Source organism: Ruegeria sp. HU-ET01832 (assembly GCF_040371315.1).
GTDB classification, from domain to species: Bacteria; Pseudomonadota; Alphaproteobacteria; order Rhodobacterales; family Rhodobacteraceae; genus Ruegeria; species Ruegeria lacuscaerulensis_A.
In genome coordinates this window covers 1,031,585-1,044,776 of record NZ_BAABWL010000001.1, presented here as the reverse complement: position 1 = coordinate 1,044,776, position 13,192 = coordinate 1,031,585, and the positions used below count along the sequence as shown (strand labels likewise).

At 60.0% G+C, this 13,192-nt stretch carries 13 protein-coding genes; 5 read left to right on the top strand and 8 right to left on the bottom strand.

The window, feature by feature from the left end; all coding sequences use genetic code 11:
- The first annotated feature begins 4 nt into the window (after window positions 1-4).
- From phnK to phnN, 3 genes are read left to right on the top strand one after another with little or no spacing between them, the layout of a single operon-like run.
- Complete coding sequence (gene phnK, locus ABWV79_RS05225) at window positions 5-775, top strand: phosphonate C-P lyase system protein PhnK (protein WP_353390755.1); 771 nt, start codon at window positions 5-7, stop codon at window positions 773-775.
- Window positions 776-778: 3 nt separating this feature from the next.
- A complete protein-coding gene (gene phnL / locus ABWV79_RS05220; protein WP_353390753.1) occupies window positions 779-1,462 on the top strand; it encodes a phosphonate C-P lyase system protein PhnL in 684 nt (227 codons plus the stop codon).
- Complete coding sequence (gene phnN / locus ABWV79_RS05215; RefSeq protein ID WP_353390751.1) at window positions 1,459-2,007, top strand: phosphonate metabolism protein/1,5-bisphosphokinase (PRPP-forming) PhnN; 549 nt, start codon at window positions 1,459-1,461, stop codon at window positions 2,005-2,007. The genes phnL and phnN overlap by 4 nt, the downstream gene beginning before the upstream one ends.
- Here the strand turns inward: phnN and ABWV79_RS05210 are convergent.
- Window positions 1,989-2,672: a DUF1045 domain-containing protein gene (locus ABWV79_RS05210; protein WP_170354811.1), complete on the bottom strand. Its 684-nt coding sequence runs from the start codon at window positions 2,670-2,672 to the stop codon at window positions 1,989-1,991. The two genes, phnN and ABWV79_RS05210, sit on opposite strands and share 19 nt — an antisense overlap.
- 52 nt (window positions 2,673-2,724) lie before the next feature.
- Between ABWV79_RS05210 and ABWV79_RS05205 the strand changes: the two genes are divergently transcribed.
- A complete protein-coding gene (locus tag ABWV79_RS05205) occupies window positions 2,725-3,864 on the top strand; it encodes an alpha-D-ribose 1-methylphosphonate 5-triphosphate diphosphatase (RefSeq protein WP_353390749.1) in 1,140 nt (379 codons plus the stop codon).
- 24 nt (window positions 3,865-3,888) lie between these two features.
- Here the strand turns inward: ABWV79_RS05205 and ABWV79_RS05200 are convergent, their stop codons facing one another.
- The 7 genes from ABWV79_RS05200 to ABWV79_RS05170 are packed head-to-tail and all read right to left on the bottom strand — an operon-like array spanning window position 3,889 to window position 10,377.
- Complete coding sequence (locus tag ABWV79_RS05200; RefSeq protein ID WP_170753580.1) at window positions 3,889-4,365, bottom strand: class I SAM-dependent methyltransferase; 477 nt, start codon at window positions 4,363-4,365, stop codon at window positions 3,889-3,891.
- Complete coding sequence (locus tag ABWV79_RS05195; RefSeq protein ID WP_353390747.1) at window positions 4,362-5,126, bottom strand: polysaccharide deacetylase family protein; 765 nt, start codon at window positions 5,124-5,126, stop codon at window positions 4,362-4,364. The genes ABWV79_RS05200 and ABWV79_RS05195 overlap by 4 nt, the downstream gene beginning before the upstream one ends.
- Entirely contained in the window at window positions 5,123-6,265 is a 1,143-nt protein-coding gene (locus ABWV79_RS05190; RefSeq protein WP_353390745.1) for a glycosyltransferase family protein, read from the bottom strand. The genes ABWV79_RS05195 and ABWV79_RS05190 overlap by 4 nt, the downstream gene beginning before the upstream one ends.
- Window positions 6,262-6,846 carry a histidine phosphatase family protein gene (locus tag ABWV79_RS05185; protein ID WP_353390743.1) on the bottom strand — a complete coding sequence of 195 codons (585 nt, stop codon included), beginning with the start codon at window positions 6,844-6,846 and terminating at the stop codon, window positions 6,262-6,264. The genes ABWV79_RS05190 and ABWV79_RS05185 overlap by 4 nt, the downstream gene beginning before the upstream one ends.
- The gene (locus ABWV79_RS05180) at window positions 6,843-7,919 is read right to left on the bottom strand and encodes a glycosyltransferase family 4 protein (RefSeq protein ID WP_353390742.1); all 1,077 of its coding nucleotides are present in this window, start codon (window positions 7,917-7,919) and stop codon (window positions 6,843-6,845) included. Before ABWV79_RS05180 ends, ABWV79_RS05185 begins: the two co-directional genes overlap by 4 nt.
- Entirely contained in the window at window positions 7,919-9,166 is a 1,248-nt protein-coding gene (locus ABWV79_RS05175) for a glycosyltransferase (RefSeq protein WP_353390740.1), read from the bottom strand. Before ABWV79_RS05175 ends, ABWV79_RS05180 begins: the two co-directional genes overlap by 1 nt.
- Entirely contained in the window at window positions 9,163-10,377 is a 1,215-nt protein-coding gene (locus ABWV79_RS05170) for a glycosyltransferase family protein (protein WP_353390738.1), read from the bottom strand. Before ABWV79_RS05170 ends, ABWV79_RS05175 begins: the two co-directional genes overlap by 4 nt.
- A 368-nt stretch (window positions 10,378-10,745) precedes the next feature.
- Here ABWV79_RS05170 and ABWV79_RS05165 point away from each other — a divergent pair, with 368 nt between their 5' ends.
- Window positions 10,746-13,121: a mechanosensitive ion channel domain-containing protein gene (locus ABWV79_RS05165; protein ID WP_353390737.1), complete on the top strand. Its 2,376-nt coding sequence runs from the start codon at window positions 10,746-10,748 to the stop codon at window positions 13,119-13,121.
- Window positions 13,122-13,192 lie beyond the last annotated feature (71 nt).

Below are 13,192 nucleotides of genomic sequence, written 5' to 3'. Positions count from 1 at the left end.
CCCCATGACCCCGCTGTTAAGCGTTCAGAATATCCGCAAAACCTATGGCACCCGGATCGGCTGTACCGGCGTCAGCTTTGATCTCTATCCCGGTGAGGTTATGGGGATCGTCGGTGAAAGCGGCTCGGGCAAGTCGACGTTGCTGAATTGTCTGGCCGGTCATCTGGAACCGGACGCGGGGCAGGTGATCTTTGACACCCGCGCCGACGGGCCGGTGGATACGGTGACCATGTCCGAACCCGAACGTCGGATGCTTGGGCGCACCGATTGGGCCTTTGTCCACCAGCACGCGCGCGACGGGCTGCGTATGTCTGTCAGCGCGGGCGGTAATATTGGTGAGCGTCTGATGGCCGTCGGTGACCGTCACTATGGTGACATCCGCGACAAGGCCATCGACTGGCTGGGCCGGGTCGAGATCGAAGCGAACCGAGTTGATGACCGCCCCACCGCCTTCTCTGGTGGGATGCAGCAACGCCTGCAGATCGCGCGCAATCTGGTGACCGGGCCTCGGCTGGTGTTCATGGATGAGCCGACGGGCGGGCTGGATGTTTCGGTTCAGGCCCGCCTGCTGGATCTACTGCGCGGGTTGGTGCGCGAGATGGGGCTGAGCGCCATCATCGTCACGCATGATCTGGCCGTGGTGCGCCTGCTGGCGGATCGGCTGATGGTGATGAAAGACGGTCACGTGGTCGAATCCGGCCTGACCGATCAGGTGCTGGACGATCCGCAACATGCGTACACGCAGTTGCTGGTCTCAAGCGTGTTGCAGGTGTGAGAGATGATTGAACTGAACAACGTCAGTAAAAGCTTTACCCTGCACAATCAGGGCAGCGCAGCGATCCCTGTGATGGAGGGAGCGACACTCAGCGTGGCCCCCGGGGAATGCGTGGCTTTGACCGGAGCGTCCGGGGCGGGCAAATCCACTCTGATGCGGGTGATCTACGGCAACTATCTGGCCGCCTCGGGGCAAGTCATGGTGGGCGGCGTGGATGTGGCGCAGGCTGAACCGCGCGAGATTCTGGCCCTGCGGCGGGACACTCTGGGTTATGTCAGCCAGTTCCTGCGGGTGGTGCCGCGCGTGCCGACGCTTGAGGTGGTGGCCGAGCCTCTGCTGGCCGTCGGATGCGACCGTCAGGCGGCGCTCGACAAGGCGGAAGGCCTGTTGGCGCGGCTGAACATTCCCGAACGCCTCTGGACGCTCAGCCCCACGACCTTTTCGGGCGGCGAGCAGCAGCGCGTGAACATCGCACGGGGCTTTGCGCACGACTATCCTGCGATGCTGCTGGATGAGCCCACCGCCTCGCTGGACGTGCATAACCGTGAAACCGTGCTTAGCCTGATCGAAGAGGCCAAAGCGCGCGGCGCGGCCATCATCGGCATTTTCCACGATGTCGGCGCGCGTGAACGGGTGTGCGACCGTGAGATCAACGTCTCGGATTTCACACCGGGACTGGCGGCATGACCCTTGCGCCTGTCATCGCGGTTGTCGGACCTTCTGGCGTTGGCAAGGACAGCGTGATTGAGGCGCTGGAGGCGCGCTCCGCACGCATTCACCGGATGCGCCGGGTGATCACCCGCCCCGAGGGCGAAGAGGGTGAGGATTTCGACCGGGTCTCCGAAGGCACATTTCAGCAGATGGTGGATGAGGATGCCTTTGCCCTGCACTGGCCCGCCCATGGGTTGCTGTATGGGGTGCCCCAAAGCATCCAGCAGCTGCGGGGGCAGGCGGATGCAGTTTTGGTGAACCTGTCCCGATCCGTGCTTTTGCGCGCGCAAGAGGTGTTTGGCGATCTGGTCGTGATCTCGCTGACCGCTGATCCGCAGGTGCTGGCACAACGCTTGTCGGCCCGCGGGCGCGAAAGTGCGACGGATCAGGCTCGTCGGCTTGAACGCGCGCAGATCACGTTGCCCGATGGATTGCGCCGGGTGGTGCAGATCGATAATTCCGGTCCGCTGGACCAGACGGTCAACGCCATCCTGACCAAGCTTCAGCCGGAAAGGGCATAGCGATGGATCAGGTGAAACCGCCCGTCCGCGGCCTCGCCCATCAGCGCCAGATCGGTGATGTGGAACGGCGTGGGCAGCAGGGGCGCAAGCCGCGTGTCCAGCGCATCCTGAACGGTGGCCAGCGTAGGTTTGTCCAACTTGCCGCTGAGGGTGATGTGAAAGCGGAACGAGTCCATCACGTAAGGGTATCCCCATTGCACCAGATTGGCCTCATGCGCGGGCGACAGCCCGGCGGCGCGACGACGCTGCAATTCGGCGTCGGATGCAGGCGCGCGGAAGTTATCCAGATCACGCACGCAGGCGGCGGCCAGTGCGTTCAGCGCCGCCTCGTCGCCTGTGGGGCGCAGGGCCAGGAACCGGCCCAGACGTGCGATCTCAAGCCCCTCCAACGTGATCGGGGCCTGCGCAGCAGCCATCTGGGCGCAAGCCTCGCGCAGCGCCTCAACTGTCTGCCCGTTGCGCAGTCGGAACGGAGGCTTCATCGTCGCGTGCAGCCCGTATTTGCGCGGGACCTGCGTGACGGCGGCCACATCCACGCCGGGGATATCGGGGTGTGCGACCGCAGCGCCGGCCTCTATGTCCCAACCCAGCCAGCTTGTGCCAAACCGGGTCCACTCGGCCCCGGCGGGTGGCGCAAAATAGATCGCGTATCGCGTGAATGTCACATTGGCCTCCTATGCGTGGCCTACCCAATAGCTCAGACCGTGTGAAGTTCAGATGACAGAAGAAATGATCCTTGCCAATGCCACGCTGGTTCTGCCCGATGAAACGGTCACAGGTAGCCTCCGCATCACCGGCGAAACCATTGCCGAGATCGCCACGGGCGGCACCGTGCCGCCCGGCGCAGTGGATTGCGGCGGCGACTATGTCTGCCCCGGTCTGGTCGAGCTGCACACTGACAATCTGGAACGCCATATTCAGCCGCGCCCCAAAGTCGACTGGCCCCACGCGGCGGCGATTCTGGCCCACGATGCGGAACTGGCCAGCACCGGCATTACCACCGTATTCGATGCGATGCGCATCGGTTCGATCCCGTCTGGCAACCGCTACAAGAAATACGCCCGCGAGCTGTCGCGCGAGCTGTGGGATCTGCGCGAACAGGATGCGCTGAAGATCAGCCATTTTCTGCACCTGCGGGCCGAGGTCTGCTCGGAAACCCTCGTGGCCGAGCTGGACGAGTTCGGCCCCGAGGATCGCGTCGGTCTGGTTTCGCTGATGGATCACACGCCCGGCCAGCGCCAATTTCGCGATATGACCCAGCTTGAGGCCTATATGAAGGGCAAGCATGGCATGAACGACGATGACTTCCTGCAGCACGTGGCACAACTGAAGGCGTTGCGCGATCGGTTTGGCGATCAGCACGAGGTCGAGACGGTCAAAGCCGCCAAACGGTTCGGGGCGATGCTGGCCAGCCACGATGACACGACGCAGGATCAGGTGGCCGTTTCGGCGGGGCATGGCATCACGCTGGCCGAATTCCCCACCACGGTCGAGGCCGCCCGGGCCTGCCACGATCACGGAATCAAGGTTATGATGGGGGCACCCAATGTGATCCGTGGCGGGTCTCATTCCGGCAATGTCGCGGCGCAGTTGCTGGCTGATCTGGGCCATCTGGATATTTTGTCGTCAGACTACGTGCCCGCCGCGCTGCTGCTGTCGGCAACCCGCCTGGGAGATATGTGGGGCAATATGGCGCGTGGCCTGCGCACCGTTACCCAGACGCCGGCTCAGGTGGTCGGTCTGGGCGACCGGGGCGAGCTGCGTTCGGGCACCCGCGCCGATGTTATCCGCTTTCGTATCCGCGAAGGCGCACCAGCGCTGAACGGGGTATGGTCGCGCGGGCGGCGTGTCGCCTAATAGGGCGCGTTAAATCACTACCAATTAGGCTCGGTAGAAAAGATATCGGTCCGGGGCAATGGTTTCCGGCCCTGCAAACTGATCAAAACCAACCAGTGGCTGACCCGATATCAATAGCCCTCCGGGCAGCATGACCTGCGCGATCAGCGGGCTGAGGCGAGCTGCCTCGGCCACATCGTCTTCCTTGATGCCACGCCCGAAATCATAATGTGCCAACGCAATTTTGGGGCCGCCTTGCGCCAGCTTTTCCAACATCGGCTCGGCCTCGCCTTGCAGGAAATCCTCGGCCGGCGGAGTGCTGGAGGGATGGCATTGTAGCACCCGGTCCATCACCCAGATTCGCCGGTCGGGCAGGATCTCGCGCAGGTGGTCATAGGTGCGGCCATTGCCCAGGCCCATGTCCAGAACATCGCCGGGGTGATCCGCGATCTGTTCTACGGCCCAGTTCAACCCATCGCGTTGGGCGGTCAGGCGGCGCAGCATTGAATCCAGTCGGCTCATTCGGGTCTCCGTATTTCGTTGGTCGCGACCCAGGGGACGCCGGGTCCATCCAGAAGAAGGTGCAAAAGGTCGTGGGTAAAGGCCCAGATCGCGTCATCATGCACGAGGTGGTGGGTCAGAACGCCGAAGGGTTCGGAATTATCGCTGCGGCCTTCTCGTCGATCTCGCAATAACGCGGTTGTCGTGTCAATCAGACGCTCGGGCGACACAAGCCCTCGTGTGCCGCGCCAATCAATCGGATCAAGATGCGTATTGACCTGGTGCAACTCGGGCGCGGCGTTGGGCGTAGCCCGAGGCGTGGCGGTGGACAAAATGCGATAGCCCAGTGCAGGCAGTTCCGCGACGACCTCGGGCGCGATACGGTTCCAGGGCGGCACGAACATGGGCGCCAAACGCTCGCCGAACAGATCCTGCAGCCGGTCCAACCCCTGCTGTGCGTCGCCAATGATCGTTGGCATCGACCGGTGCATCCGAAACTCGGATTTCTTTTCCTGCTTGGGCGCGTGGTTCAGATGCGCCCATCCATGCACGACAGGGATCAGGGTGCTGCTGTCGACCCGGGCGACAAGGCTTGTGTCGCAGGTTTTTGGAATGACAGCCAGGTGAACTGGTACCCCAAGTGTATCCGACAGGGCGATCAGTCGGTCAAGCTGCGGCGTTGCGGAGATAGCATCATCGTCACGCCACCATAGGGGCAAAGACAGTCTGTGCTGTTCCCACACGGCCAATTCGTCCTGTAGTGGGCGCCAGTTGGGTATCATATACGGCCCTCCAACAGCGTCTTCGCGATCTCGACGGTTTTGGCAGCCCCGTCAAACCCACGGTCGGGAACGGTTCGTTCAGGGCCCGATGTCGCACTTTCTATCGCCCGAGCCAGCAGTTCTGCATCTAGCATCTGGCTTGGAATGACTTCGATGGCTGGAAGGGCGGCCAGTGTTCGCGCGCGCAGTGTCTGCTCAACTTCGCTGCCGTCGTCGAAAGGGACGAACACGGATGGGGTTCCGGTCTGCAGAATATCCAGGGCGGTGTTGTATCCACACATGCTGACCGATGCGGCAGCGATTGGCAGCATTTGCCGAAAATCGGGCCTCACCGGTTCCAACGCAACCGACGCATCCTTGACCAAAGGCGTCAGCTGTCTGATGCGCGCTTGGGCATCCTGGCCTCCGACCAGCAGGCGCCAGCGCCTGTTGGGCATCTTTCGGGCAGCCTCGATGGCTGTCTGAAAGATCGGCTGTCCAACCGACCCTCCGCCTGCACTGACAAGGATTTCACCTTCACCGGTGCGCTGTGGGTGTGCGGTCGGCGCGCCAGGCGCAACGAACCCGGTATAGTGCAACCGCTTCTGAAGTTGCTCGGAAACCGGCCAGCTGACCTCAAGCGGGATGACTGTTTGATCCGAATGCACAAGGACACCGTCGTAGTGTTCGGATATGATCTGATCTGTCCGTTCAGCCTTGGAGGGCTTCGAGGGCGGCGCAAGAATGTCTCGGACCGATCCCAAGATGACAGGAGGCCGGGGCAACGCGCGGGCCGCGTCCAAGGCGGCGGTGAACTCGGCCGACAACGACCTGCGCCCGAACGGGTACAACTCGGTGATCAGTACGTCCGGTGAGAAGCTTCTGACAGCTTTGGTCAGGGCAACACTACGAGCGGACATGTAATCCGCATCTGCCACCTCACCTGATTGCGTCAGCAGGCGCGTAAAGTTGGTACCGTCTGACCGCAGTGGGGGCAGCCCCAGCAAAGACATCCCAGAACTGTCCAGTTGGGGCGCAGGCATGCCACCAGATACGGTCAGAACTTCGTGCCCCGCTTGCACAAAAGCGCGTCCAAGGGTCAAGGCGCGACTTAAATGTCCGGTGCCCAGCAGGTGGGTGACCACGATCATCACTTTCATGCGACGGGCTCCGAGCGGATCAGGCGCACGGGCTCAGGCCACGCGCGCAGAGGTTGTGTTTCAAAGATATACAGTCTGTTGCGCTTGATTTTAAAGGGGGGCGGCCCGTCGAAATTCCAACCCCATGCGCTGGCGAGAATGACCCGCATGATGCCTATGTGACAGACGGCCACCGTATCGGCCTGTAAGCCGTCAAGCCAGGGGCGCACGCGGTGCCAAAGCTCTGCGGGGCTTTCTCCGCCGGGTGGGCGAAACTGCCAACTCCAATCCTCGATGTGGCGATAACCGCTGTCAGGGTCCGCGATCAGGTCGACCCCGCGCAACCCTTCCCATTCGCCCCAGTTCATCTCAGTCAAAGCGTCGTGGGTGTCTGGGGTGCGCTCAGAGACCAGACGCGCTGTTTCAACTGCGCGTTGCAGCGGGCTGGACCAGAGCTCGGCTTTATCCCAAGGTTCGGGCAGGGCATAACCCGCAAGATCCTGACGGGCATCATCGTCCAACGGAATATCACTGCGTCCCTGAATCCGGCCTGCGCGGTTCCAGGGTGTATGACCATGGCGGAGCAGCGCAAGTCTCGTCATCCCCGACCCTCGATCAAGGGGCGGACAGCTTTCCAAAAAGTCTCGGTTGCGTTCGGCAAAAGGTGACGGGCAGCGACGTAGGCGCGCGCCTCGGTTCCGGTTTTCAGGCGCTGCGTGTGGTCACGCAGCAGGCTTTGTAAATGTGCCGCTAGCCCTGCTGGCCCTGTCTCGGTCGTGGGGTAGGTCGAGGGTAGCAAAACATCCCGCACGCCGGGTCTATCCTGCGCAACAACTGGAATACCACTGGCCTGCGCCTCAAGGTAGATCATCCCATACGCCTCATTCACGCCCGGCCACAGCAGGACCGACGCGGTGTCATAGCACATCTGAACGGCAGCACGGTCAAGTTGCCCCAGAAAGCGCACTTTGGACCCGAACCGGGCCATCATGGCCTCAACTTCGGGTCTGGCGGGCCCATCGCCGACAATGTTCAAAGCCCATTGGCCTTCCACATGCGCCAATGTTTGGGCCAGTATCTCGTAAGAAGCCAGCTTGTCGCCGTGGCGCATCATCGCGACCGTCAACATCGGCCCGTCACAAGAAGACGCCTCTGGCAAGTCTTCTGCGGGCAGAAACGGGGGCAGCTCGATCAGTTTCTGCGAGCCGAACCTTTCGCGCTCTAGGGTAATCAGGTCGTTCGCGGTGTGGTAAAAGATCGCGTCGGCCGCGTCACAAGCATTGTGTGCGGCTTTGGCGAAACCCGCCCAAGGGCCGGTCAAGCGGCTGGTCGCGCGCGTGCTTTCCAACTGAACATAGGGAATTCCTCGGGCGGCGCTGACACGTGGACCCAGCAAATCGGGGGCCTTGTAATAGTTGTGGTAGGTCACCCAAAGCGCGGTGTTTGTGGGCAATTCTGTTACAAGACGCTCTGCTTCGCGTTCCGCGGCTTCGTGCAATTGCGTCTGAACCAGCGTGTCCCCGGTTTTGTCGTAAAGGCGAAGGGACGAGGCCAGCTCGACCGTATCACCTTGCGCCGCGATTGCGGTCATCAGGTTCCGGGCCATTTCCCGATCGCCGGATGGCACCGGGCTGTCCGGGGATTTCATCGGAGCGTAGAACGCAACCCGCGCCATCAGCCCCGGTCCGCCCCCAGAGCGGTCAGACGTTTGGACAAAAGTGCGATTCCTGGGTCCATACGGAAGTCAGCGATCAACCTGTCATAGGCCGCTTTCGCCATGTTTTCAGTTGATTCAGGGTCGGCTGCCATGCTGGAAATGGCCGCCGCCAGCGCGGTGGGGTCATCGCTGGACAGCACACCGTGAGTTCCTGTTTCGATGAATTCGGGAATGGCCGAGACCGGGGTCGACAGGATCGGCAGCCGCTGAGACGCAGCCTCCATCAGCACATTGGGCAACCCGTCGCGATCTCCGTCCGTGGCAATGCGGCTGGGCAGCACAAACAAGTCCGCTTCGCGCATGGCGGCAATCACCTCGGGTTGGTCGCATGCGCCTTTCCAAGACAGGCGGTCCGCGATCCCTACATCTTGTGCGAGGGTGCGTAGCGCGTCTCCCAAAGCGCCGCTGCCGATATGGGTCCAGTGCCAGTCCAGGGTTGTGGGCAATAAGGCGAAAGCGTTGAGCAGGCGGTCAAAGCCCTTTTTCTCGACCAGACGCCCTACGGAGAGCATGTGGAAGGGTGCATCGGGCGCGCGTGGGTTACGTTTCGGAGGAGACGGAAAACGGCTCAGGTCCAACCCGTGATAGATCAGATCAACGCGCGCGGGGTCATCGGCAAGGCTGCGCAGATGGTCTGCGCCAACGGCGGTGCATGTGGCGCCAAAAGATGCACCATGCGTTTCAGCGTGCAGTTTCTCGGCCTTTTCCCATTCGGGCGAGGTCCAGATGTCTTTGGCATGGGCGGAAAAGCTCCACGGTAGGCCTCGCATGATGGCGGCATAACGTGCGACCGAGGACGGGGTGTGCATAAAATGCGCATACAGGACACGCGTATCCTGCGGCAGTTCGGCGGCCAGAACGCACGCCTGCCCAAAGCGTCGGATGCGGTTATGTGTGGGGTCGCGGCGCAGATCAGCGCGCCAGATTCGGTATGCTTCGCCATAGCCGGGCATGGCGCGTGCAACAGCGCGGGCGGCCCAAACGCGCTGGGGTTCCTGATACAGGTATTCGGGCAGGTAATGGACCTGCCCTGTTAACCTTTCATGCAGGGGATGACGTTTGACGTCAGTAGGATGGCGAAGCGACCAGATGTCAAACCGGTGGCCCGCATCCTGCAATGCTACCAATTCTTGCGCGATAAACGTTTCCGACAGGCGCGGCCATCCTTTGACCAGCACCGCTAGTTTCGGTTGTGTAAGGCTCATCCGGTGGCCCGTTCCTGCTCTCCGGTCAGCAAGGCGTGTACTCGACTTGTGACATAGTCCAGACCGTCCAGCAGCCCATCGCAGATGACCTCGGATGGAAGGGACTGATTGGGCAATGCTCGGATGGCATTGATCATCGCATCGGTCGTCAACCCATCGCGGCTTTCGTCGAGCATTCGAACAAGGCCCAGTTCTTCGGCGCGCGAGGCCCGGATCCATTGCTCCAGCCGGGGCGTGGTGCGGGGCACGATCACGGCACGCTTGTCAAATGACAGCACCTCGCAAAACGTGTTGTAGCCGCCCATACAAACCACACCCGCCGCACCGGCAAACAGGGTTTCGATCTGGGATTCAAATCCGACGGCCGTTACGCGACCGTTCAGGGCTGCGACGCGCGTTTCAAACTCTTCGCGCAGTTCTCCTGACAGGAAGGGGCCGTAAACCAGAACAGCTCGAGGCGAAAGCGTCGGGTCGTGCTCGTAGGCGGACAACACAAGGTTTACCATCGCCTTGCCATCGCCACCGCCGCCGGGCGTGATCAGGATGTAAGGCTGCTCGGGCGGTTCTGCGACCGGTCCCAGATCGCGGCGCAAATATCCGGTCCAGTGCATACGCGCTTGGGTGGCAGGGCTAAGAGGCAACCCCTGTGTTGGATCATAGATCGACCGCAACCCATAGACCCAAATCTCATCATAATAGGTCTCGGTGGCATCCAGGGCTTCTTTTCGGTCCCATTCAGCGGCCAGCACTTCGGGCTCGTCTAACACGTCACGCAAGCCCAGGACGATCTGGGTTCGTTTGGTTTTCAAAAGGCAGTCCAGCGTTGGCAAAAGTTCCCCGCGAAATCCGGTGGGTTCTTTGTCAACGATCAGAACATCAGGATCGAATTGTTGAACGGCAGTTTGGATAAGGCTCGAGCGCAACTCCGTCACGTCTTCAATCCCCATCCCCATCGTCTGCGAGGCATAAGACCCGTCGGCGCGCTTGGTAACCCCCGGCAGGCGTACGTGGTCGACGCGATGGGGAAAGGTGAAGCGGCCTGCAACTGGAGACCCGGTCAAGATCAACGCCGAAGCCGAAGGATCAGCCTGAGTTATTGCAGCTGCCAAAGCACGGGATCTGCGCAAATGCCCCAATCCGAACGTATCATGGCTGTAGAACAGGATGCGAGGCGCACGGCCGGTTTTGTCGTTTTGTTTTCCTAGGCTCATTCTTTCGCCCGTCTTAGTGTCTGAGTGCAGCTCCGCGCGCTTGCACGTCTATCGTATTTGTTTTTCGGCTGCTTGTAAAAAACTCTGCTTTGACCTGCCGAAACCGACAAACATGGCGATTTGGCTACATGTTGTAGATCCTTTCTGTGGTTCGCCGTGTTTTCCACCAATGGATACAACCATCTAAGCCGTGCAACGCACCGCGCTCCTCATATTCAGTTTTTGTCAGATTGGAAACACTCGACACGTGCCCATTGTACCGCGCACCCAGTAAAAAACCGTTCCCGAAAACAAGCGGTTGATGATTTGAACACGCAAATGTGCTTTTGTATTGTGCGTTGCAAATGTCGAACTGGATAGAATCCCCTATGAAACCAAGATTTGGTGCCATCCTTGCCCTGTTGATCTGGGCGACTACTTTGGTGTTTGCAGTCGGGGCCACAGCGCAGACCTCGCTTATACCTGGTTATACAACGAACTCTGATACTGCGGCATCTACGACCGAAGAGGGCGACCTGGCTACTGCTATCCGGTCGGCCACCGAGGCCGGAGCCAGTGTCATCGTTATCGACAGTGCGGGCAAAGTAGTGTCTTCGGGTCAACAAACAGTAGCGGCTGACGGTGCGGGCCCTTCAGACCCGATGTCTGATGGCTCTCAACTTATGAAAGCGCAGGAGAGGTTCTCTAAGTTCCGCGAGTCGATGCAATCCCGGCTCGAGGCGCTTCCCTATTCGATCTTCGAGGTCAAATACGTCCTGCGTCAGACCAGCCCCGATGGTCGGATACAGACCTATGTCGAGGTGCTGTTCTGGAACATCCTGTTCCTGCTGCTGGGGCGTTGGCTCTCAACCGAGATTTACGGCAAGCGCATTGCCAAAGGGATTGTCGTCGCGCGGTCCAAGGAAAACCCGCAAGGTTATCGCGAAAAAATGCCGTTTCTGGTGTTCCGCTTCCTTATGGGGATCGGGGGTACGATCTTTGCCATGCTGATGGCCCTGATCGTCGGGTTCCTGTTCTTTGGCGAGGCTGAGGACATCTCGATCCAGTTCACGGTAACCGCGATTTTCGCGGCCTTCTTCCTGTCGCGCACGGTCTCTGATCTTTGGCGCATGGTACTGTCACCTTATCTCAGCCAGTATCGGCTGCCGCCCTTTTCCGACCGGGACGCCAAGCGGCTTTATATCTGGGCATCGGCGATCGCGACTTACGACATTTCGGTCGTGATGTTTTCGACATGGGTTGCGGATTTCGGGTTGAACTACAACGTCTATGCCATGGTCTATGGCGGCCTGACTATGCTGGGCGCGTTGGGTAATGTTCTGATGATCCTGTTCAACGGTCGCGCAATCTCCAATGCCATCCGGGGCGGGCGAGCCAAAGAACAAGTGTCATGGATACTGCGCTTTATCTCGTTGGCGTGGGCACCAGTTTTGATCCTGTATATCGTTTTCAGCTGGTTCAAACTGGCCGTCGATCTGGTGCTGGAGAATGAAAACTCGATCCCTATCGTTGCCAGCAGCTATGCCATCTTCATGTCGGTCGTGATTGCTTATGGCGCAATGAACTATCTGCTCGAACGGTATTTTGACCGAAACCGTCAGATAGAAGAAATGAACGCCGAGGGTGAGGTCAGCCCAGTTGAGGAGGTTATAGAGACCCCTCTGGCCGAAAAACGCGCGCATTCGATTGTGACCTATGAGGATCTGGCCCGTCGTGTCGCGGGTATCCTGGCCTTTGTAGTCGGCCTTTATGCGCTGGTTGTCATTTGGAACCCGGATGCCAGCTGGAGCGAGGAACTGCCCATCGAACGGTTCCTGGATGTGATGGTCATCATGTTCATCGGCTATATCCTGTTCCATTTCTTCCGCATCTGGATCGATACGAAGATCGCAGAAGAGATTGACGATGGCGGTGCCGAGGCTGAGTTGGGTGATGAAGGAGGTGAAGGTGGGCAGAGCCGCCTTGCCACTTTGCTACCCCTGTTCCGGGGGGCCATATTGGCTGTGGTCGTTGTCACCATTGTCCTGATCGCACTGATGGAGCTGGGCATCAATGTCAGCCCGCTATTTGCTGGCGCGGGTGTCGTTGGTCTGGCCGTGGGATTTGGCTCTCAGACCCTTGTGCGCGATATCTTCTCGGGGGCGTTCTTCCTGATGGATGATGCGTTTCGCAAAGGGGAATATATCGACATTGGCGATGTGAAGGGCACGGTCGAAAAGATTTCGGTCCGGTCGTTCCAGTTGCGCCACCACTTGGGTGCGCTGAACACAATCCCCTTTGGCGAGATCAAAGTGCTGACGAACTATTCTCGTGACTGGGTGATTATGAAGCTGCCCTTGCGGGTGACCTATGACACCGATGTCGAGAAGGTGCGTAAGCTGATCAAGAAGCTGGGTCAGCAATTGCTGAGTGACCCTGTGATCGGGGACAATTTCATTCAGCCGCTCAAGTCTCAGGGTGTGATCGAGATGCAGGATTCAGCGATGATCATCCGCGTCAAGTTCATGACCAAGCCTGGCGATCAGTGGCTGGTACGCAAGAAGGTTTACCAGGAAATTCGCGAACTGTTCGCGCGCGAAGGTATCCGCTTCGCCCATCGAGAGGTGACAGTGCGCTTGGCCGATGAAAAAGTTACCGAAGATCTGACGCCGAAACAGCGCGAGGCAGTAACGGGCGCTGTTCAGGCCGCGATTGACGAGGACTATCTGGACGATATCGGCCCTGGTGGAGGGGATGACAGGTAGGACGCGCTCCCGCCTCTTTTGGACACGTATCTGACGAGACGCACTCAAAAGCGTTGGGCCGGGCCGCGCGT

Coding starts and splice junctions, on each gene's coding strand:
- phnN (WP_353390751.1), top strand. CDS start 1,459: ATGACCCTTGCGCCTGTCATCGCGGTTGTCGGACCTTCTGGCGTTGGC.
- ABWV79_RS05180 (WP_353390742.1), bottom strand. CDS start 7,919: ATGGCGCGGGTTGCGTTCTACGCTCCGATGAAATCCCCGGACAGCCCG.
- ABWV79_RS05195 (WP_353390747.1), bottom strand. CDS start 5,126: ATGATACCCAACTGGCGCCCACTACAGGACGAATTGGCCGTGTGGGAA.
- ABWV79_RS05170 (WP_353390738.1), bottom strand. CDS start 10,377: ATGAGCCTAGGAAAACAAAACGACAAAACCGGCCGTGCGCCTCGCATC.
- ABWV79_RS05185 (WP_353390743.1), bottom strand. CDS start 6,846: ATGACGAGACTTGCGCTGCTCCGCCATGGTCATACACCCTGGAACCGC.
- ABWV79_RS05200 (WP_170753580.1), bottom strand. CDS start 4,365: ATGAGCCGACTGGATTCAATGCTGCGCCGCCTGACCGCCCAACGCGAT.
- phnL (WP_353390753.1), top strand. CDS start 779: ATGATTGAACTGAACAACGTCAGTAAAAGCTTTACCCTGCACAATCAG.
- ABWV79_RS05205 (WP_353390749.1), top strand. CDS start 2,725: ATGACAGAAGAAATGATCCTTGCCAATGCCACGCTGGTTCTGCCCGAT.
- ABWV79_RS05175 (WP_353390740.1), bottom strand. CDS start 9,166: ATGAGCCTTACACAACCGAAACTAGCGGTGCTGGTCAAAGGATGGCCG.
- ABWV79_RS05165 (WP_353390737.1), top strand. CDS start 10,746: ATGAAACCAAGATTTGGTGCCATCCTTGCCCTGTTGATCTGGGCGACT.
- ABWV79_RS05190 (WP_353390745.1), bottom strand. CDS start 6,265: ATGAAAGTGATGATCGTGGTCACCCACCTGCTGGGCACCGGACATTTA.
- phnK (WP_353390755.1), top strand. CDS start 5: ATGACCCCGCTGTTAAGCGTTCAGAATATCCGCAAAACCTATGGCACC.